We start from the raw sequence: 14,836 nt of genomic DNA on the forward strand, positions 1-14,836 counted from the left end.
CGGGGGGAGCGTCGGGCCCGTCAGGCGTGCCGCTGGACCGTGACCTCGATGCCGGCGATGAGGATGTCGAGGGCGTACTCGAAGTCCCGGTCCCAGATGACGGTGACGCTGTCGTGCGAGGCGCGCTCGTCGAGGAGTTCCGCCATCGGTTCGAGGGCTTCCACGAACTGCGGTTCGTCCCGGAAGGCCTTCAGCGCCTCGCCGTAGAAGTCGTCCGCCGACATGCCGGCCTCGGCCGCCCGGCGCCCGAACTGGGCCTCGATGGTGCCGTAGCCGTACACGAACTGGAAGACCGCCGACATCGTGCTCGGCAGGCGCTCCAGCGGCAGACCGGTGGCGCGGATCGTCTCCTGGATCTTGGATCCGACCGCGATCGCGTGGGGGCCGATGTTGAGGTACTGGCCGGCGCTCGGGGACATCCAGGGGTGGCGGACCAGCATCCGGCGGTATTGGAGGGCGAGTTCCCGGATCTGCTGCCGCCAGTCGCCGGCGGCGTCGACCACGGCGAGGTCGATCTCGCCGTAGACGGTGTCCACGGCGTACTCGATGATGTCGTCCTTGGTGTCGACGTACCAGTAGAGGGACATCGCCGTGACGCCGAGGTCGGTGGCGAGCTTGCGCATCGACAGCTTCGCCAGGCCCTCCTCGTCGAGGATGCGGATCGAGGCGGCCACGATCCGGTCCCGGTCGAGCCCGGCCGGGCCGCCCCCGCTGCGGGCGGCCCGGCCGTCCTTGTTCTCCAGCCAGACGCTGGAACGCGCCGGGTTCTTGGCCCGATCGGTTGCCTTGACCATCGCGTTCCTCCGTCTTCAGTCGTCCGCGCCCATGCTATGCAGACGCTCCGGCCTTCTCGGACGGGTCGCCGCCGGATCCCCCGGTCCCGCCGGACTCCCCGGCCGCCGCGCCGCGTTCGGACCGCTCGGCGCGGGCGAGGAGGGCCGCCGCGAGGAGGCCGCCCGCGAAGACCGCGATCGCGCCCACGAGCTGGCTGGTCTGGAGGCCCGAGGCGAAGGCGCCGGAGATGTCCGCCCGCTCGGCGTCCGTCCCCGCCGCCGCGAGCGCCGCGGGCAGCGAGGTCGCGGTGACGGTGACGAGCGCGGCGAACCGGGCGTTGAGGACGGCACCGAGGACGGCCACGCCGAGACCGTTGCCGAATTCGGCGAGGGTGCCGTTGACGCCCGCGCCGACACCGGCCTTCTCCGGCGGGATCGCGCTCATGATGGCGTTGGCCATGGCCGGGTTGGAGACGGCGAGGCCGATTCCCATGAGGACCAGGCCGAGCAGCATGCCCCAGTACGTGCCGTCGGAGCCGCCGCCGATCAACGCGATCGAGCCGAGGCCGGCCGCGACGAGGGTCATGCCGACGGTCACGGTGAGGGGCGTGCCGAGCTTCATGACGATTCGCGGGCCGACACCGGTGAGGTTGAGGGCGACGACGGTCAGCGCGAGCGGCGCCATCCTCAGACCGGCCTCCAGCGGTTCGTACCCGAGCACGAACTGCAGGTGCTGGGTGAGCAGGAACATCGAGCCGCCCATGCCGAACATGACCAGGATCGCGCCCGCGACCGCGCCCACGAACTTCTGGTTGCGGAAGAAGTGCATGTCGAGCATCGGGTACGGGACGCGCAGCTCCCACAGGGCGAAGCCGGCCAGGACGACGACACCGATCGCGGCGGGGACGAGCACCTCGGTGGAGGTCCAGCCGTGCTCAGGGCCGGTGATGATCGCGTAGACGGCGGCGGTCATGCCGATCGTGGAGAGCAGCGCGCCGACCAGGTCGGGACGCTCGCCCTGCGGGTTCTTGGACTCGGGGACCAGCTTGACGACGGCGATCAGGCCGATCAGGGCCACCGGGATGTTGATGAGGAAGATCATTCCCCACCAGAAGTGGTTGAGGATGGCACCGCCGATCAGCGGCCCGGCGGCGAAGCCGAGCGAGCCGACCGTGGCCCACAGTGCGATGGCCTTGACCCGCTCGGAGTCGTCGAAGATCTGCATGACGACGGCGAGGGTGGTGGTCATGAGCAGCGCGCCGCCGACGCCCATGCCCGCGCGGGCGGCGATCAGCTGGGCGGTGGAGTCGGCCAGCCCGGCGGCCAGCGAGCCGAGCCCGAAGAGGGCGAGGCCGGCGGCCAGCAGCTTCTTGCGGCCGTAGCGGTCGGCCGCGTTGCCTGCGGTGAGGAGCAGGCCGGACTGGACCAGCGAGTAGGCGTTGATCATCCACTGGATGTCGCTGGTGGAGGCGTTGAGTTCCGAGGTCAGTGAGGGGATGGCCACGCTGAGCACGGTGTTGTCGAGCAGCACGGTGAGCTGGGCCAGGCAGATGACGCCGAGGATCAGCCAGCGCTGCGGGTGGCCACCGCCGACCGGGGCGGGGGGCGGTTCGTTCGCGGCGGTCGTCGCCGTCATGGCAGCTCCTTGTACGGTGTACGAGAACGTGACTCGTACACCGTACAAGGAATTCTCGTACGCTGTATAGCGATTACTTTCGGAGCGCCGGACGAACCGCGCCGACCTCCCCTCGGGGGCTACTCGCCGGGCTTGATGAGGTAGCCCGCACCGCGCCGGGTGTGGATCATCGGGGATCGGCCGGCGTCGATCTTCCGGCGCAGGTAGGAGATGTACAGCTCGACCACGTTGGCGTGGCCGCCGAAGTCGTACGACCACACGCGGTCCAGGATCTGGGCCTTGCCGAGCACCCGGCGCGGATTGCGCATCAGATAGCGCAGCAGCTCGAACTCGGTGGCCGTGAGGTGGATCGACTCACCGCCCCGGGTGACCTCGTGGCTGTCCTCGTCCAGGGTCAGATCGCCGACGGTCAGCAGCGACCCGGTGCGCGCCCGCCCGGCGCCCGAGCGCCGGATGAGGCCGCGCAGCCGGGCGACGACCTCCTCCAGGCTGAACGGCTTGGTGACGTGGTCGTCGCCCCCGGCCGTGAGTCCGGCGATGCGGTCCTCGGCGGCGTCCTTCGCCGTCAGGAAGAGCACGGGGACCCCGGGCAGCTCCCTGCGGAGGGCCCCGAGCAGGCTCAGCCCGTCGGCATCCGGCAGCATCACGTCGAGCAGGACGACATCGGGCCGGAACTCCCGCGCCGCGCGCAGGGCGGCGGCCCCGTCCTCCGCGCTCCGCACCGTCCAGCCTTCGTACCGCAGGGCCAGGGAGAGCAGCTCCGCGAGCGAGGCCTCGTCGTCCACGACGAGGACACGGACGGCGGCGCCGTCGGTAGGCCGCGACGCGGCGCGCGTGCCACGGCGGGAGCCGGTGGCGGCTCGGGCGGGGGTGGTGGAGGTGACGGTCATGGCTCCACACTCGCCGCCGCCGCTGAGAGGGCTCTTGCCCTTTCCTGTGAATTCCCTGAGAAACGGCCCCGGCGGCTCCGGGGCCGCCGCTCACCGTCTCCCGTGCGACGGCCTCGGTTTCACGTGAAACAACGCGGCCCCGTTGCCGTACAGGACGGCCCGCAGCCAGTCGTCCCCGAGACCGAGCCGCTCCAGGGCCTCCAGCTGATGGACGTACGGGTAGGGGATGTTGGGGAAGTCGGAACCGAGGAGGATCCGGTCACCGAGGTCCGCGAGCCTCTTGGACTCGGACGGGGGGAAGGGCGCGAGCCGTTCGCCGAAGTCGGTGAAGGCCATGGTGGTGTCCAGCCGGACCTCCTCGTACCGCTCCGCCAGGTCCAGGAACGCGCCGTACTCGGGCATGCCCATGTGGGCCATGATCACCCGCAGCCGGGGATACCGGGCGAGCAGCCGCTCCATGGGCCCGGGCCCGGTGAACCGTCCCGGCGCCGGCCCCGAGCCGCAGTGGACGACGACCGGCGTCCGGCGCTCCGCCAGTTCGCCCCACACGGCGTCGAGGAGAGGGTCGTTCGGGTCGAAGCCGCCGACCTGGAGGTGCACCTTGAACACACGGGCACCGGCGTCGAGCGCCTCGCGCACGTACCGTTCCGCCCCGGGTTCGGGGAAGAGGGTCGCCGTGTGCAGGCAGTCCGGGGTACGAGCGGCGAAGCCGGCGGCCCAGCCGTTGAGCCAGGCGGCCATGCCGGGCTTGTGCGGGTAGAGCATGGCCGTGAAGGCGAGGGCGCCGAAGCCGCGCAACAGCGCCAGCCGGCGGTCCTCCTCCTCGCGGTAGGTGATGGGCCATTCCACCCCGGTCAGAGGTCCGACCGCGTCGAAGTAGGCCCACACCTTGTCGAGGACGTTGCGGGGCATGAAGTGGGTGTGGACGTCGACAAGCCCGGGCAGCTCCAGGCGCCGGAGGAGCGCGTGCACGGCCCGCGCCTCACCTCCGGGCGGGACGGCAGGCCCGGGCGGCTCGGTCGGTCCGGGAGGCTCGGCCCCGTTCAGCTCCGTCCCGGCCCCGGACAGCCCCGTCCCATCGGGCGGCTCGGTCCCGCTCGCTCCACCGGAGGTGAACACGGCGTCGTGCGTGGGTGGTTCGGCTCCCACCACCGGTTTACGGGTCATGGCCCCACCCTCACCGGCCCGGAGGGCCCTGTCCATGGTCCTCCCACCGAAAGAGGCCCAGGTCTCAGAACAGCCCCTGCTGGCGGTCCGGGGTGACCACGCCGGAGACGGGCACCGAGAACGCCGTCCCCTCCACGGCACTCCCGGCCCCGCCTCCGGCACCGCCGGCCCCGGGCCTCTCCAGGACCCACCCGCCCATGAGCCGCGTGTCGAGCGCGAGACAGCGCCCGGCGGGGTCGAGCAGATGGAGGTCGGGCCCGGCGGCGGCGAGCAGCCGCCCCGTGACGACACCCCCGTCCACCAGCTCGGTGACCGTGCCGGAGAGCGGCGGCAGCCCACCCGGCCGGTCGAGACCGAAAGCCGCCGCGTGATCGCGCGGCGCGCACGGCAGCGGCTCCAGGGTCTCCGCCCACCCGCCGACCGCCCCGGCGCGCCCGTGCAGCTCCTCGACCTCCCGGGCGCGCTCGGCGGCGTCCGGGAGAACGTGGCGTGCCGCCCGCTTCCGCTCGTACGGGACCCGGTCCGGCACGCCGAGCGCCTGCCGCAGCACCTCCTCGGTGCGCCGGGCGGCCATCAGCGGACCCCGGCCGAGCCAGCTGAACGTGACGGCCCCCTGCTCCAGGAGCCGGGCGTCGCCGCGCGCCTCACCGGTGATGCCGACCTTGGTCATGCCGGGCCCGAACCAGGCGAGGTAGACGCGGTACGGGCGCGGGTCGTCCGCCAGGGTGTCGGCGGCGACCGAGTGGGCGCGGTCGAGCCGCGCGCACTCGGGGCAGCGCCCGCCGGTGGCCCGCCCGGGAATCCCGGCCCCGAGGGGGCAGGGGGTGCCGCGAGCTCCCGCGCACCGCCGGACGCCCGTGGCGCGGAAGGCGAGCTCCCGCCCGTACACCAGCGGGCTGACGCGCCCGCCGTGCCACCGCAGGCCCGCCACCCCGCCGTCCCAGGTGATCCCGCGGCACCGCCACTCCACGCCGCCCGCCCCTTCCTCCACCGCGCTCGTGCCCCAGTCTCCCGTACGTCCGTACGGCCGGCTCCGGCTTGCTCAGGGCAGCACGTAGACGCGGGTGCCGTCGGGCTCCGGGACGCCGACCTCCCGCATGCACCCGCGCTCGAGGAGACGCCGGACGCAGTCGCGGACCCGTTCGCGGGAGAGTCCGGTGCTGCGGGTGACGTCCTGGGGCCGGTAGCGGACCCCGCCCCGGACGAGCGCGGGCGCCAGGCAGCTGGCCACCGTCCACAGGTCACCGGTGATCTGCCAGGACTCCACCAGCTCCTGCGGGGAGAGCGCGACGGTCGTCCCCGTCCGCTGCCGCGGCACGGACGGACGCTCAAGGGGGTCGGCGGCCCTTGAGAGTTTCCGGCGGGTCTCCCGGAGCAGTTCCGCGTACGCGGCCAACTCGGCCCGGTCGGCGGCGCCCTCGTCGAACGCGCCCTCCAGCCGTACGAGCACGTCGATCAACTCGGGCGGCAGGACGTACCCGGCATGCGCCGAGGAGGGCTCAAGACCGTACCCGCCGTCGCGCTGCACCCCGGCCACGACCTCGGCGACCCACTCCCGGAACGGACCGGCCTCGGGCCTGCGGCACGCCCCGACGAGCTGCACGAGCCCCTGGACGTTCACCATCCGCGCCGAGGCCCTGATCCCGCTCCGGGCGAGTATGCCCGCACCCGCGTCGATCTCCCGTGCGGTCGCCACCCACGCCGGCGGCAGCCCGGCCCCCCGCAGCGCCTCCCGGCTCCCCCCGTACCCCAGCCGCCGCGCCACGTCCACGACGGGGAACCAGTGCGTCCCGTCCGGCGCGGTCAGCCGCCGCAGGCGCGCTCCGGTGGCGACGTGCGCAAAGTCATCGATGTCGATCGCGTCCATCGATCATCACCTCCACCTCGCACGCTAGGACGAAGGCATATTCAACTGACATTGAAATCAGACAGGTTCACCCAAAAGTGGAAGGCCCCGGGGTCCCCCCCGGGGCCTTCCACCACACCGTCCGCTCGCCTAGCGGGCCACGAACTGCGTCAGGATCGCCTGCACCTCGTAGATGTCGACGCCCTTGGTGAAGGTCTTCTGGACGGGCACGGAGTTGCCCGAGATCCAGATCTTCAGCTCGGCGTCCAGGTCGAAGGTGCCGGCGGTCTCCACCGCGAAGTGCGTGATGCTCCGGTACGGGATCGAGTGGTACTCGACCTTCTTCCCGGTGATCCCCTGCTTGTCGACCAGCACCAGCCGCCGGTCGGTGAAGAAGATCGTGTCCCGGATCAGCAGATACGCGGCGTGCACCTGCTCCCCCTGCCCCAACAGCCGCGCGTACTCCTGCTGCGCCTGCGCCGGATCGATCGCGTGCGCGTTCCCGAACAGAGCCATGGCCCCAACCCCCAAGTCATACGAACCGAACCCCCGGACCCTAAGCCCCGGGGGCCCCCGACACAACGCAAGAGGCCCGGACTCTCGTCCGGGCCTCTCACCTGTGTGCACTCGGCAGGATTCGAACCTGCAACCTTCTGATCCGTAGTCAGATGCTCTATCCGTTAAGCTACGAGTGCTTGTTCTTTTTTCTGCCTCCGCTCCCCGGCCTTTCGGCCCGCTCGCGGCGACAGGAAGAACATTACATGACTGCCGCCGCCATGTGAAATCCGATAGGCCCACCCCTTGTGACCTGCGGAAACGTCTCGGCCGCGCGGAGACGGAGTGGCGGGTGCCGCAGCCGGGGCAGGGCCCCGAGGGTGGGCCGGAGGGGTGAAAGAGACCGGGGTCACATACGGGATGGGCGGCCGGGCCGGCGTGCCGTGGACGCGCCCCGGAAAGGCCGACGGCCCCCGAGCCTGGCGGAAGCCGGCGCACGGTCGGCGGGAAGGGAAGAAGCCCCGGCCTGGGAGGCCGGGGCTTCGGTAGGGCGGAGGCGGAGGGATTTGAACCCTCGATGGGCTTTAAAACCCAAACCGCATTAGCAGTGCGGCGCCATAGACCGGACTAGGCGACGCCTCCTCGCACCCCACGCGTACGCGGGTGGTGCGTGCAGATGATGACACAGGCGAGCCTGGTGTCACCAATCGCTTTCACCGTACTAGTCCTCCGGGGCCGAGGGCAAAGCCCCACCCGGCGCACCCCGGTTGCGCAACGCTCCGGCTCCGGGAGCGTTAGTGGGGGTGGGGGCACGCGCATCCCGTGCCCTCCGTACATCCGTGCTCCAGGAGAAGCCATGCTGCGCAGTCTCGTCCTCGCGACCCTCGCCACCTCCGCCGTCGGGGCCGCCGGGCTCGGCCCCCTGCCGCTGCCCCTGCTCGCGCCGGCCGCCGACTCCCTCACCGTGACCGTCAGCAACAGCGGCCACCCCGAGGCCGACGGCAAGTACGACCTGACCTGCGAGAGCAAGGGCGGGAAGGGCGGGAAGGCGGCGATCAAGGCGGGCGGGAACCATCCGGCGGCCCAGGACGCGTGCGAGCGGCTCGACCACCTCGCGCGCCAGGGCGGTGACCCCTTCGCCACGGTGCCCGAGGACCGGTTCTGCACCCAGATGTACGGCGGGTCGGCGACCGCCCACGTGACCGGCACCTGGCGGGGCCGTACGGTCGACGCCCGCTTCTCCCGCACCGACGGGTGCGAGATCGACCGCTGGCAGAACCTGGAGCCCGTCCTGCCCGCCGTCCGGGGATGAGGACCGGGGTTCCGGTGAAGATCCGGTGAGATCGCGGTCGGGGGACCGGCCGCGAGTCGCCGTTAGACTCCCTCAGTGACAGGCTGCGGCCCGAGGGGCAAGATGGGGCCGGCCGGCCGGTAGGGCGGACGCAGCGAGCGAGTGCTGCGGGCAAGTGCAGTGCGTCAGGGAGGAAGCGTCGTCGTGAGCAGCAGGCCATCCCGAGGCGCTGCTCGCCTCGCCGCCATACTCGACGCCCTGCCCGACGGCCTCGTGCTCGTCAACTGCAACGGCACGGTCGTCAACGCCAACACCATCGCCCTCGGCATGTTCGAGACCCCCGGCACGGCGCTCGTCGGCCGCGGCCTCCTGGACCTGCTGCCGTCCTTCGACTCGCGCCTCATCCCGGGCTCGATGCGCCGCCCCGACGGCACCGACGAACGCGGCCGTACCAAGCCGACCCGGATGATGGCCCGGCGCACGGACGGCAGCGAGTTCCCCGTCGAGGTGACCTCCTCGAGCCTGGAGGACGGCCGCGAGGCGTACGACTCGTACAGCGGCTACACCGGCGACGAGCTGCTCATGCTGGTGGTCCGCGACCTCACCGGCACTCTGGACACCGAGGCCGAGCTCGCCCGCTCGCAGCGGCAGACGGAGATGATCCTGCGCGCCGCCTCCGAGGGCGTCGTCGGTACGGACACGGACGGGCGGGTCGTCCTCGTGAACCCGGCGTTCGCGCAGATCCTCGGTTACCGGGCCGGTGAGCTGGGCGGGGCGGAGCTGCACCCCCTGATCCTGAGCAAGCGGCCCGACGGCGAGCCCTTCCCGTACGAGGAGTCGCCGCTCGCCGACACGCTGAAGTCGGGCCGGAAGCACCGGGTCCGCGGCCAGGTGCTGTGGGCGAAGAACGGCGAGCGGGTGCCGGTCGACCTGACGACCGCTCCGGTACGGGACGGCGACCAGCTCGTCGGCGCGGTGATGACCTTCACCGACCGCAGGCCGTACCAGGAACTGGTCGACCAGCACGCCGCCGAGATCGCCGCCCTGACGGAACGGCACGCGACCGAACTCGCCGACCGGGCCGAGCGCCACGCGGCGGAGCGCGAGCAGGCGCAGGAGCGGTACGCGGCCCTCGCCGCCCGGCACGCGCAGCTGACGGCCGTTCTCGACGAGTCGCTGCGCGGGCCGCTGGAGGAGCTGCGGGCACAGCTGGGCGCGCTCGCCGCCGACGACGCCGGCCAGCTCTGGCCGGAGGCCAACCAGGTCCTGCACCACCTCGCCGCCGGCTACTCCCGGATGACGGCCCTGGTGGACAACGTCCTCGGCTACCAGCGGCTCGACGCGGGCGACGAGTCGCTCGACAAGCGGGTGGCGCTGCTCGACCGGATCGTGACGGCCGGCATCGACGCGGCCGTGGAGCTCATCGGCCCCGGGCGCGCCCAGTTCGCCGTGCACGCCCCGCCGATCGAGGCCGAGGTGGACGCGGGCCGGCTCACCACCGCGCTGGCGCATCTCGTGGCGGACGTCGCCGGGGTCGACTCGACCGGGCAGGCCCGTGCGGCGGGCGGCCAGGCCGGCGGTGCCCCGCAGGCCGACTCGACGATCGTCGTGGCGGCCGCGCAGCGCGGGGACGTCGTACGGATCGAGGTCCGGGGGCCGTACGCGGGCGGCGACCCGGTCCACGGCCCCGTCGTCCGCGGCATCGTGGCGGCGCACGGCGGTGTCGTGCAGACCCACGAGGTGCCGGGGACCAGCGGCGGCGCGTACGTCCTGGAGGTGCCGCTCGGCGCCGGCCGGGGCACGGTCCCCGCGACGGATCCGAAGCCCCAGCCCAATGTGCCCGGTACGCCGGCGCTGCCCGCGCAGGCCAGTGCCACCCCGCCTCGGGGGACCGCCGCGGACGCGGCTCCCGCCTCCGCCGCCCCGTCCTCCGGCGCCGTTCCGGCGGACGCGACCGCGGCCACGACCGGCACGGGTGGGACGGCGTCCGTGGGGACGGCCTCCGGGGGCGGTCGGCGCAGGGCCCGGCGCGCGTCCACGGACGCGTTCCTGGAGGGCGCCGTGCCGGACACCGGTGCCGGACCCCAGAACGGGGCCGGCGGCCGCCGCCGTGCCCGTACGGAGGAGAACCCGGCAAGTCCCGCCCCCGGTGGCGGGGTCGGAGCCGGGGACCTGATTCCCGCCCAGCAGAACGCCGGTCTCCCGTCCGGCGCGCCCGTCGAGCCCACCGGGCGGCGCCGCGGCCGGCCCGCCGAGGGCTCCGTGGTGACCGCCGCCGAGGGCGCGCAGGGACGGGCCGCGCTCGGCGCCGCCGTGCCGCCGCAGGGCGTCTCGGCCGAGCCGTCGTCCGCGCCCGCCCTGGCCCGGGCGCTGCCCGCCGTGACCTCCACCGCGCCGGCGGACGGGGAGGAGTCCCGGCCGACCGGACGGCGCCGCCGGGCGCTCGCCGCCGCGCAGGAGCGGGCCGCGGCGGCCGAGGCCGGCCCCCGTACCCCGTTCGCGCTGCCGCCCGCCGACGCCGACCGCGCGCCCGCCCCGCATCCCCCGGCCGGTCCCGTCGAACCCGCCGGTCCCTCGTCCGCTGCCGGGGAGGCCGTCACGCCGCCCGTCACCGACCGGCCGGCTCCGCCGGCACCCGTGCCCCCGGCCGCACCGGTCCCGCCTTCCGGCTCCGTTCCCTCCCCCGGGCCCGTTCCGCCGGTGGCCGGTGCGGGGGAGCACGAGGCGGTACGGGGCGTGCCGGGCGCCGATCACACCCCGCCGCAGCCGCACCCGATGCCTCCGCCGACCCCGGCGTCCCCGGTGCCTCCCGCATCGCAGGCGCCCCAGGGGCCTCAGGAGTCTCCGGTCGCGCCCGCCCCCGCGCCTCAGCCGCCGCGGTCGCTTCCCCTGCCCCCGCCGCAGCCCCTGACCCCGCCGTCGGCGCAGGACGAGCCGGGCCCGCAGCCCGTGCCCGGTGCGGGCGGACGCCGCCGGGCCGTGGCGCCGCCCGCCCCGGCGCAGTCGCAGCCGCCGGGCCCGACCGGTACGGGGACGGGCACCGGATCCGTACCGCTGCCGCCCGAGCTGCCGATGCCCAAGGAGTCCACGCAGGGTCGGGCGTTCAGCGTCCGCACGCTCGGCCAGGGCGTCCCCTTCACCCCGCCCGCCCCTGCGCCCACGCCCACGCCCGCCAACGGTTCCGGGCGGCGGCGGAAGCTCGCCACGCCGCCCGAGATCGACCCGCCGGCGCCCGCGCAGCCCGCCGGCGCCTCCGGTCCCGTACAGGCCCGTCCCGTACCGCCCGTTCCCGTGGCGCAGCCGGACGCGGTGGCCAAGCCCGAGCCGCAGCTCGGTCTCACGCCCGCCGTGTCCGAGGGCCGTGCGTACGCCATAGAGGCACCGGCCGAGGGCTCCGCCGAGGGTCCCGAGCCGCTGGACGGTCCCGGTGGCGCGGTCGAGGTCGCCAACCGGCCCGCCCCGCAGCCCGTGGACGACGAGCTGCCCCCGGAGCCGCTCGACAACCCGCGCCGGCTGCTCGTCTGGCCCGCGCCGGACGTCGCGACGCAGCAGGCGCTGAGCGACCGCGGTTACCGGCCCGTCATCGTGCACTCGCGGGAGGAGGTCGACGCGCAGATCGCCGCCTTCCCGGCCGCGCTGTTCGTCGACCCGCTGACCGGCCCGATCACCCGGACCGCGCTGCAGTCGCTGCGCCAGGCCGCCGTCGCCGCCGAGGTCCCCGTCCTCCTCGCGGCCGGTCTCGGCCAGGCCACGCGGGAGGCGGCGTACGGCGCCGACCCCGCCGTCCTCCTCAAGGCGCTCGCCCCGCGCGACAGCGAGCAGCATCCGTCGCGGGTCCTGCTCATCGAGGAGAACGAGCACATCGCGGAGGCGCTCGCCGCGACCCTGGAGCGACGGGGGATGCTCGTGGAACGGGCGGCGACCGACAGCGAGGCCGTCGCGCTCGCCGCCGAGGTGCGGCCGAACCTGGTGGTGATGGACCTGATGCAGGTGCGCCGCCGCCGGGCCGGGATCATCGACTGGCTGCGGGCGAACGGGCAGCTCAACCGCACCCCGCTCGTCGTCTACACCTCCGCCGACCTGGCGGAGGACGAGCTGCCGAAGCTCACCTCGGGCGAGACGGTCCTCTTCCTCGCCGAGCGCTCGACCAGCGCCGAGGTGCAGGCCCGGATCGTCGACCTGCTCGCGAAGATCGGCACCAACTAGCCAGGGGGACAGAGGGTTCCTCCCTCTGTCCCCCTGGGGCGGCTACAGCTGGGTGACGTCCAGCTCGCCCTGCGCGTACTGCCGGCGGATCACCTTCTTGTCGAACTTCCCGACGCTCGTCTTCGGGACCGCGGGCACGACCGCCCAGCGCTCCGGGAGCTGCCACTTCGCGATGCCGCCCTCGGTGGCGAGGAAGGTCTTCAGCGTCTCGTAGTCGGCCGTCGCCCCCTCCTTGAGGACGACGGTGGCGAGCGGGCGCTCGCCCCACCTGTCGTCCGGCACGGCGACGACGGCGGCCTCGGCGACCGCCGGGTGGGCCATGAGCGCGTTCTCCAGTTCGACGCTGGAGATCCACTCGCCACCGGACTTGATGACGTCCTTGGCGCGGTCGGTGAGCGTCAGGTAGCCGTCGGGGCTGATGATGCCGACGTCCCCGGTCTTGAGCCAGCCGTCCTCGCTGAACTTGTCCTCGGGGCGGAACGCCTCGCCGTCCGCCCCGCCGAAGTAGGAGCCCGCGATCCAGGCGCCGCGCACCTCCAGTTCACCGGCCGACGTACCGTCCCAGGGGAGGTGGTCTCCGCCCGGGCCGACGAGCCGGGCCTCGACGCCCGCCGGGAACCGGCCCTGCGTGACGCGGTACGGCCACTCCTCCTCGGCGCCCAGGCCGGCCGGCGGGTGGGCCATGGTGCCGAGCGGGGAGGTCTCCGTCATGCCCCAGGCGTGGCAGAGCCGTACGCCGAGCTTGTCGTACGCCTCCATGAGCGAGGGCGGACAGGCGGCCCCGCCGATGGTCACGTGGGTCATCGAGGAGAGGTCGCGCGGGTTCGCGGTGACCTCGGCCAGCAGGCCCTGCCAGATGGTGGGGACGGCCGCGGCGTGGGTCGGCCGCTCGCGCTCGATCATCTCGGCGAGCGGGGCGGGCTGCAGGAACCGGTCAGGCATGAGCATGTTGACGCCGGTCATGAAGGTGGCGTGCGGCAGGCCCCAGGCGTTCACGTGGAACTGCGGGACGACGATGAGGGTCGTGTCCCTGTCGGTGAGGGCCATCGACTCGGCCATGTTCACCTGCATGGAGTGCAGGTAGATCGAACGGTGGGAGTAGACGACGCCCTTGGGGTCGCCCGTGGTGCCGGAGGTGTAGCACATGGCGGCGGCGGTGCGCTCGTCCAGTTCCGGCCAGGGGTACGTGGTGGGGCGGCCGGCGATCAGCTCCTCGTACTCGTGGACGCGCGGGGCGACTCCGTCCAGGAGGGACCGGTCGCCCGGACCGGTGACCACGATGTGCTCGACCGTGGGCAGGTGCGGCAGCAGCGGGGCGAGGAGCGGCAGCAGTGAGCCGTTGACGAGGACGACGCGGTCGGCGGCGTGGTTGACGATCCACACCAGCTGCTCGGGGGGAAGGCGCAGGTTGAGGGTGTGCAGGACGGCGCCCATGGAGGGGATCGCGAAGTACGCCTCGACGTGCTCGGCGTTGTTCCACATGAGGGTCGCCGTGACGTCGCCCGGTCGGATGCCGAGTTCGTCGCGCAGGGCGTTCGCGAGCTGCGCGGCACGGTCGCCGATCTCGGCGAAGGTGCGGCGGTGCGGCTCCGCCTCACCGGTCCAGGTCGTGACGGTGGAGCCACCGTGGACCCGCCGGCCGTGCTCGAGGAGGCGGCTGATGTTGAGCTGTACGTCCTGCATGGTGCTGTACACGGGGCGTCCTCCCGGTGGGCGCTACGTGGCAGAAAGGATGTGGAGATTCTGCGCACATACCGCGCGGTATGTCACTACCCGGGAGTACGGAGATTGCCAGTGATGACTGGCGGATGTCCACGGCCGGCCCACCGGGGCGGCCGGCGCTCACCGTACGGGCGCCAGCTCCGGGTCCTCGCGGAGCTTGCCCAGGGCGCGGGAGACGGCGCTCTTGACCGTGCCGACCGACACCCCGAGCACCTCGGCCGTCTGCGCCTCGCTGAGGTCCTCGTAGTACCGCAGGACGACCATCTGGCGCTGCCGCTCGGGAAGCTTCGTCACCGCCCGCCACATCGCGTCGTGGAGCACCTGGCGTTCGGCCGGGTCCGGGACGGGGAGGCCGGTGGGCTCGGGCAGTTCCTCGCAGGCGAACTCGTCGACCTTGCGCTTGCGCCACTGCGAGGTACGGGTGTTCAGCAGCGCCCGGCGGACGTAGCCGTCGAGGGCGCGGTGGTCCTCGATGCGCTCCCAGGCGACGAAGGTCTTGGCGAGGGCCGTCTGGAGGAGGTCCTCGGCGTCGCACGGGTTGGCGGTGAGGGAGCGGGCGGTGCGCAGCAGCACGGGCCCGCGCGCCTTCACGTACGAGGTGAAGGACGGGTACGGCGCCGGGCCGGTCACGACCGTGGAGGCGCCGGCGCAGACGGGGCCAGAGGGTGGCGGAGTCATGGCTCCACGCTAGGAGCGGAGGGGTGTGCGGCGGATCGGCCCCAGGTCCCGAACCGCGGTCCCCCTCAGGTCGGAGGACTGGGGACCTCTCCACCTCCTCTGGGTGGAGCCGTCCCCCCGCGCGGCTCAGGG

General features: G+C 73.4%; 11 protein-coding genes and 2 tRNA genes. 2 read left to right on the forward strand and 11 right to left on the reverse strand.

The window, feature by feature from the left end; genetic code table 11:
* Window positions 1–20 precede the first annotated feature (20 nt).
* The 9 genes from ACFY60_RS03910 to ACFY60_RS03950 all read right to left on the reverse strand — a co-directional run bounded on the left by ACFY60_RS03910 (window position 21) and on the right by ACFY60_RS03950 (window position 7,449).
* Window positions 21–794, reverse strand: coding sequence for a TetR/AcrR family transcriptional regulator (locus tag ACFY60_RS03910; protein WP_388610049.1), 774 nt, complete (start codon window positions 792–794; stop codon window positions 21–23).
* 34 nt (window positions 795–828) lie between these two features.
* Window positions 829–2,409 (reverse strand): DHA2 family efflux MFS transporter permease subunit, encoded by a 1,581-nt coding sequence (locus ACFY60_RS03915; protein ID WP_388610047.1) that lies wholly within the window; start codon window positions 2,407–2,409, stop codon window positions 829–831.
* Window positions 2,410–2,528: 119 nt separating this feature from the next.
* Complete coding sequence (locus ACFY60_RS03920) at window positions 2,529–3,299, reverse strand: response regulator transcription factor (RefSeq protein WP_388610044.1); 771 nt, start codon at window positions 3,297–3,299, stop codon at window positions 2,529–2,531.
* A gap of 90 nt (window positions 3,300–3,389) precedes the next feature.
* Window positions 3,390–4,448 carry an amidohydrolase family protein gene (locus tag ACFY60_RS03925; RefSeq protein ID WP_388610226.1) on the reverse strand — a complete coding sequence of 353 codons (1,059 nt, stop codon included), beginning with the start codon at window positions 4,446–4,448 and terminating at the stop codon, window positions 3,390–3,392.
* 82 nt (window positions 4,449–4,530) lie between these two features.
* Entirely contained in the window at window positions 4,531–5,436 is a 906-nt protein-coding gene (locus ACFY60_RS03930) for a DUF2797 domain-containing protein (protein ID WP_388610042.1), read from the reverse strand.
* Window positions 5,437–5,508: 72 nt separating this feature from the next.
* Window positions 5,509–6,333 (reverse strand): Bro-N domain-containing protein, encoded by an 825-nt coding sequence (locus ACFY60_RS03935; RefSeq protein WP_388610040.1) that lies wholly within the window; start codon window positions 6,331–6,333, stop codon window positions 5,509–5,511.
* A 129-nt stretch (window positions 6,334–6,462) separates the two neighbouring features.
* Window positions 6,463–6,828, reverse strand: coding sequence for a PH domain-containing protein (locus ACFY60_RS03940; protein ID WP_388610039.1), 366 nt, complete (start codon window positions 6,826–6,828; stop codon window positions 6,463–6,465).
* 106 nt (window positions 6,829–6,934) lie between these two features.
* Window positions 6,935–7,007: transfer RNA gene (locus ACFY60_RS03945), tRNA-Arg, on the reverse strand.
* A gap of 351 nt (window positions 7,008–7,358) precedes the next feature.
* A tRNA-Ser gene (locus ACFY60_RS03950) sits at window positions 7,359–7,449 on the reverse strand.
* Window positions 7,450–7,663: 214 nt separating this feature from the next.
* Here ACFY60_RS03950 and ACFY60_RS03955 point away from each other — a divergent pair.
* Window positions 7,664–8,119, forward strand: a complete 456-nt coding sequence (locus tag ACFY60_RS03955) for an SSI family serine proteinase inhibitor (RefSeq protein ID WP_388610036.1) — start codon at window positions 7,664–7,666, stop codon at window positions 8,117–8,119.
* 183 nt (window positions 8,120–8,302) lie between these two features.
* Window positions 8,303–12,304, forward strand: coding sequence for a PAS domain-containing protein (locus ACFY60_RS03960; RefSeq protein WP_388610034.1), 4,002 nt, complete (start codon window positions 8,303–8,305; stop codon window positions 12,302–12,304).
* 42 nt (window positions 12,305–12,346) lie between these two features.
* On the opposite strand, the gene ACFY60_RS03965 is transcribed toward ACFY60_RS03960, so the two are convergent.
* Both ACFY60_RS03965 and ACFY60_RS03970 read right to left on the reverse strand, forming a co-directional pair.
* Complete coding sequence (locus ACFY60_RS03965) at window positions 12,347–13,999, reverse strand: long-chain fatty acid--CoA ligase (RefSeq protein WP_388610033.1); 1,653 nt, start codon at window positions 13,997–13,999, stop codon at window positions 12,347–12,349.
* Between the two features lie 147 nt (window positions 14,000–14,146).
* Complete coding sequence (locus tag ACFY60_RS03970) at window positions 14,147–14,704, reverse strand: SigE family RNA polymerase sigma factor (RefSeq protein ID WP_388610031.1); 558 nt, start codon at window positions 14,702–14,704, stop codon at window positions 14,147–14,149.
* Window positions 14,705–14,836: the final 132 nt, after the last annotated feature.

The organism is Streptomyces sp. NPDC012827, assembly GCF_042900905.1.
Lineage (GTDB): Bacteria > Actinomycetota > Actinomycetes > Streptomycetales > Streptomycetaceae > Streptomyces > Streptomyces gulbargensis.

Bases quoted from the DNA above. Each gene is read 5' to 3' on its own strand.
- ACFY60_RS03915 (WP_388610047.1), bottom strand. From the start codon at position 2,409: ATGACGGCGACGACCGCCGCGAACGAACCGCCCCCCGCCCCGGTCGGC.
- ACFY60_RS03955 (WP_388610036.1), top strand. From the start codon at position 7,664: ATGCTGCGCAGTCTCGTCCTCGCGACCCTCGCCACCTCCGCCGTCGGG.
- ACFY60_RS03970 (WP_388610031.1), bottom strand. From the start codon at position 14,704: ATGACTCCGCCACCCTCTGGCCCCGTCTGCGCCGGCGCCTCCACGGTC.
- ACFY60_RS03940 (WP_388610039.1), bottom strand. From the start codon at position 6,828: ATGGCTCTGTTCGGGAACGCGCACGCGATCGATCCGGCGCAGGCGCAG.
- ACFY60_RS03935 (WP_388610040.1), bottom strand. From the start codon at position 6,333: ATGGACGCGATCGACATCGATGACTTTGCGCACGTCGCCACCGGAGCG.
- ACFY60_RS03910 (WP_388610049.1), bottom strand. From the start codon at position 794: ATGGTCAAGGCAACCGATCGGGCCAAGAACCCGGCGCGTTCCAGCGTC.
- ACFY60_RS03920 (WP_388610044.1), bottom strand. From the start codon at position 3,299: ATGACCGTCACCTCCACCACCCCCGCCCGAGCCGCCACCGGCTCCCGC.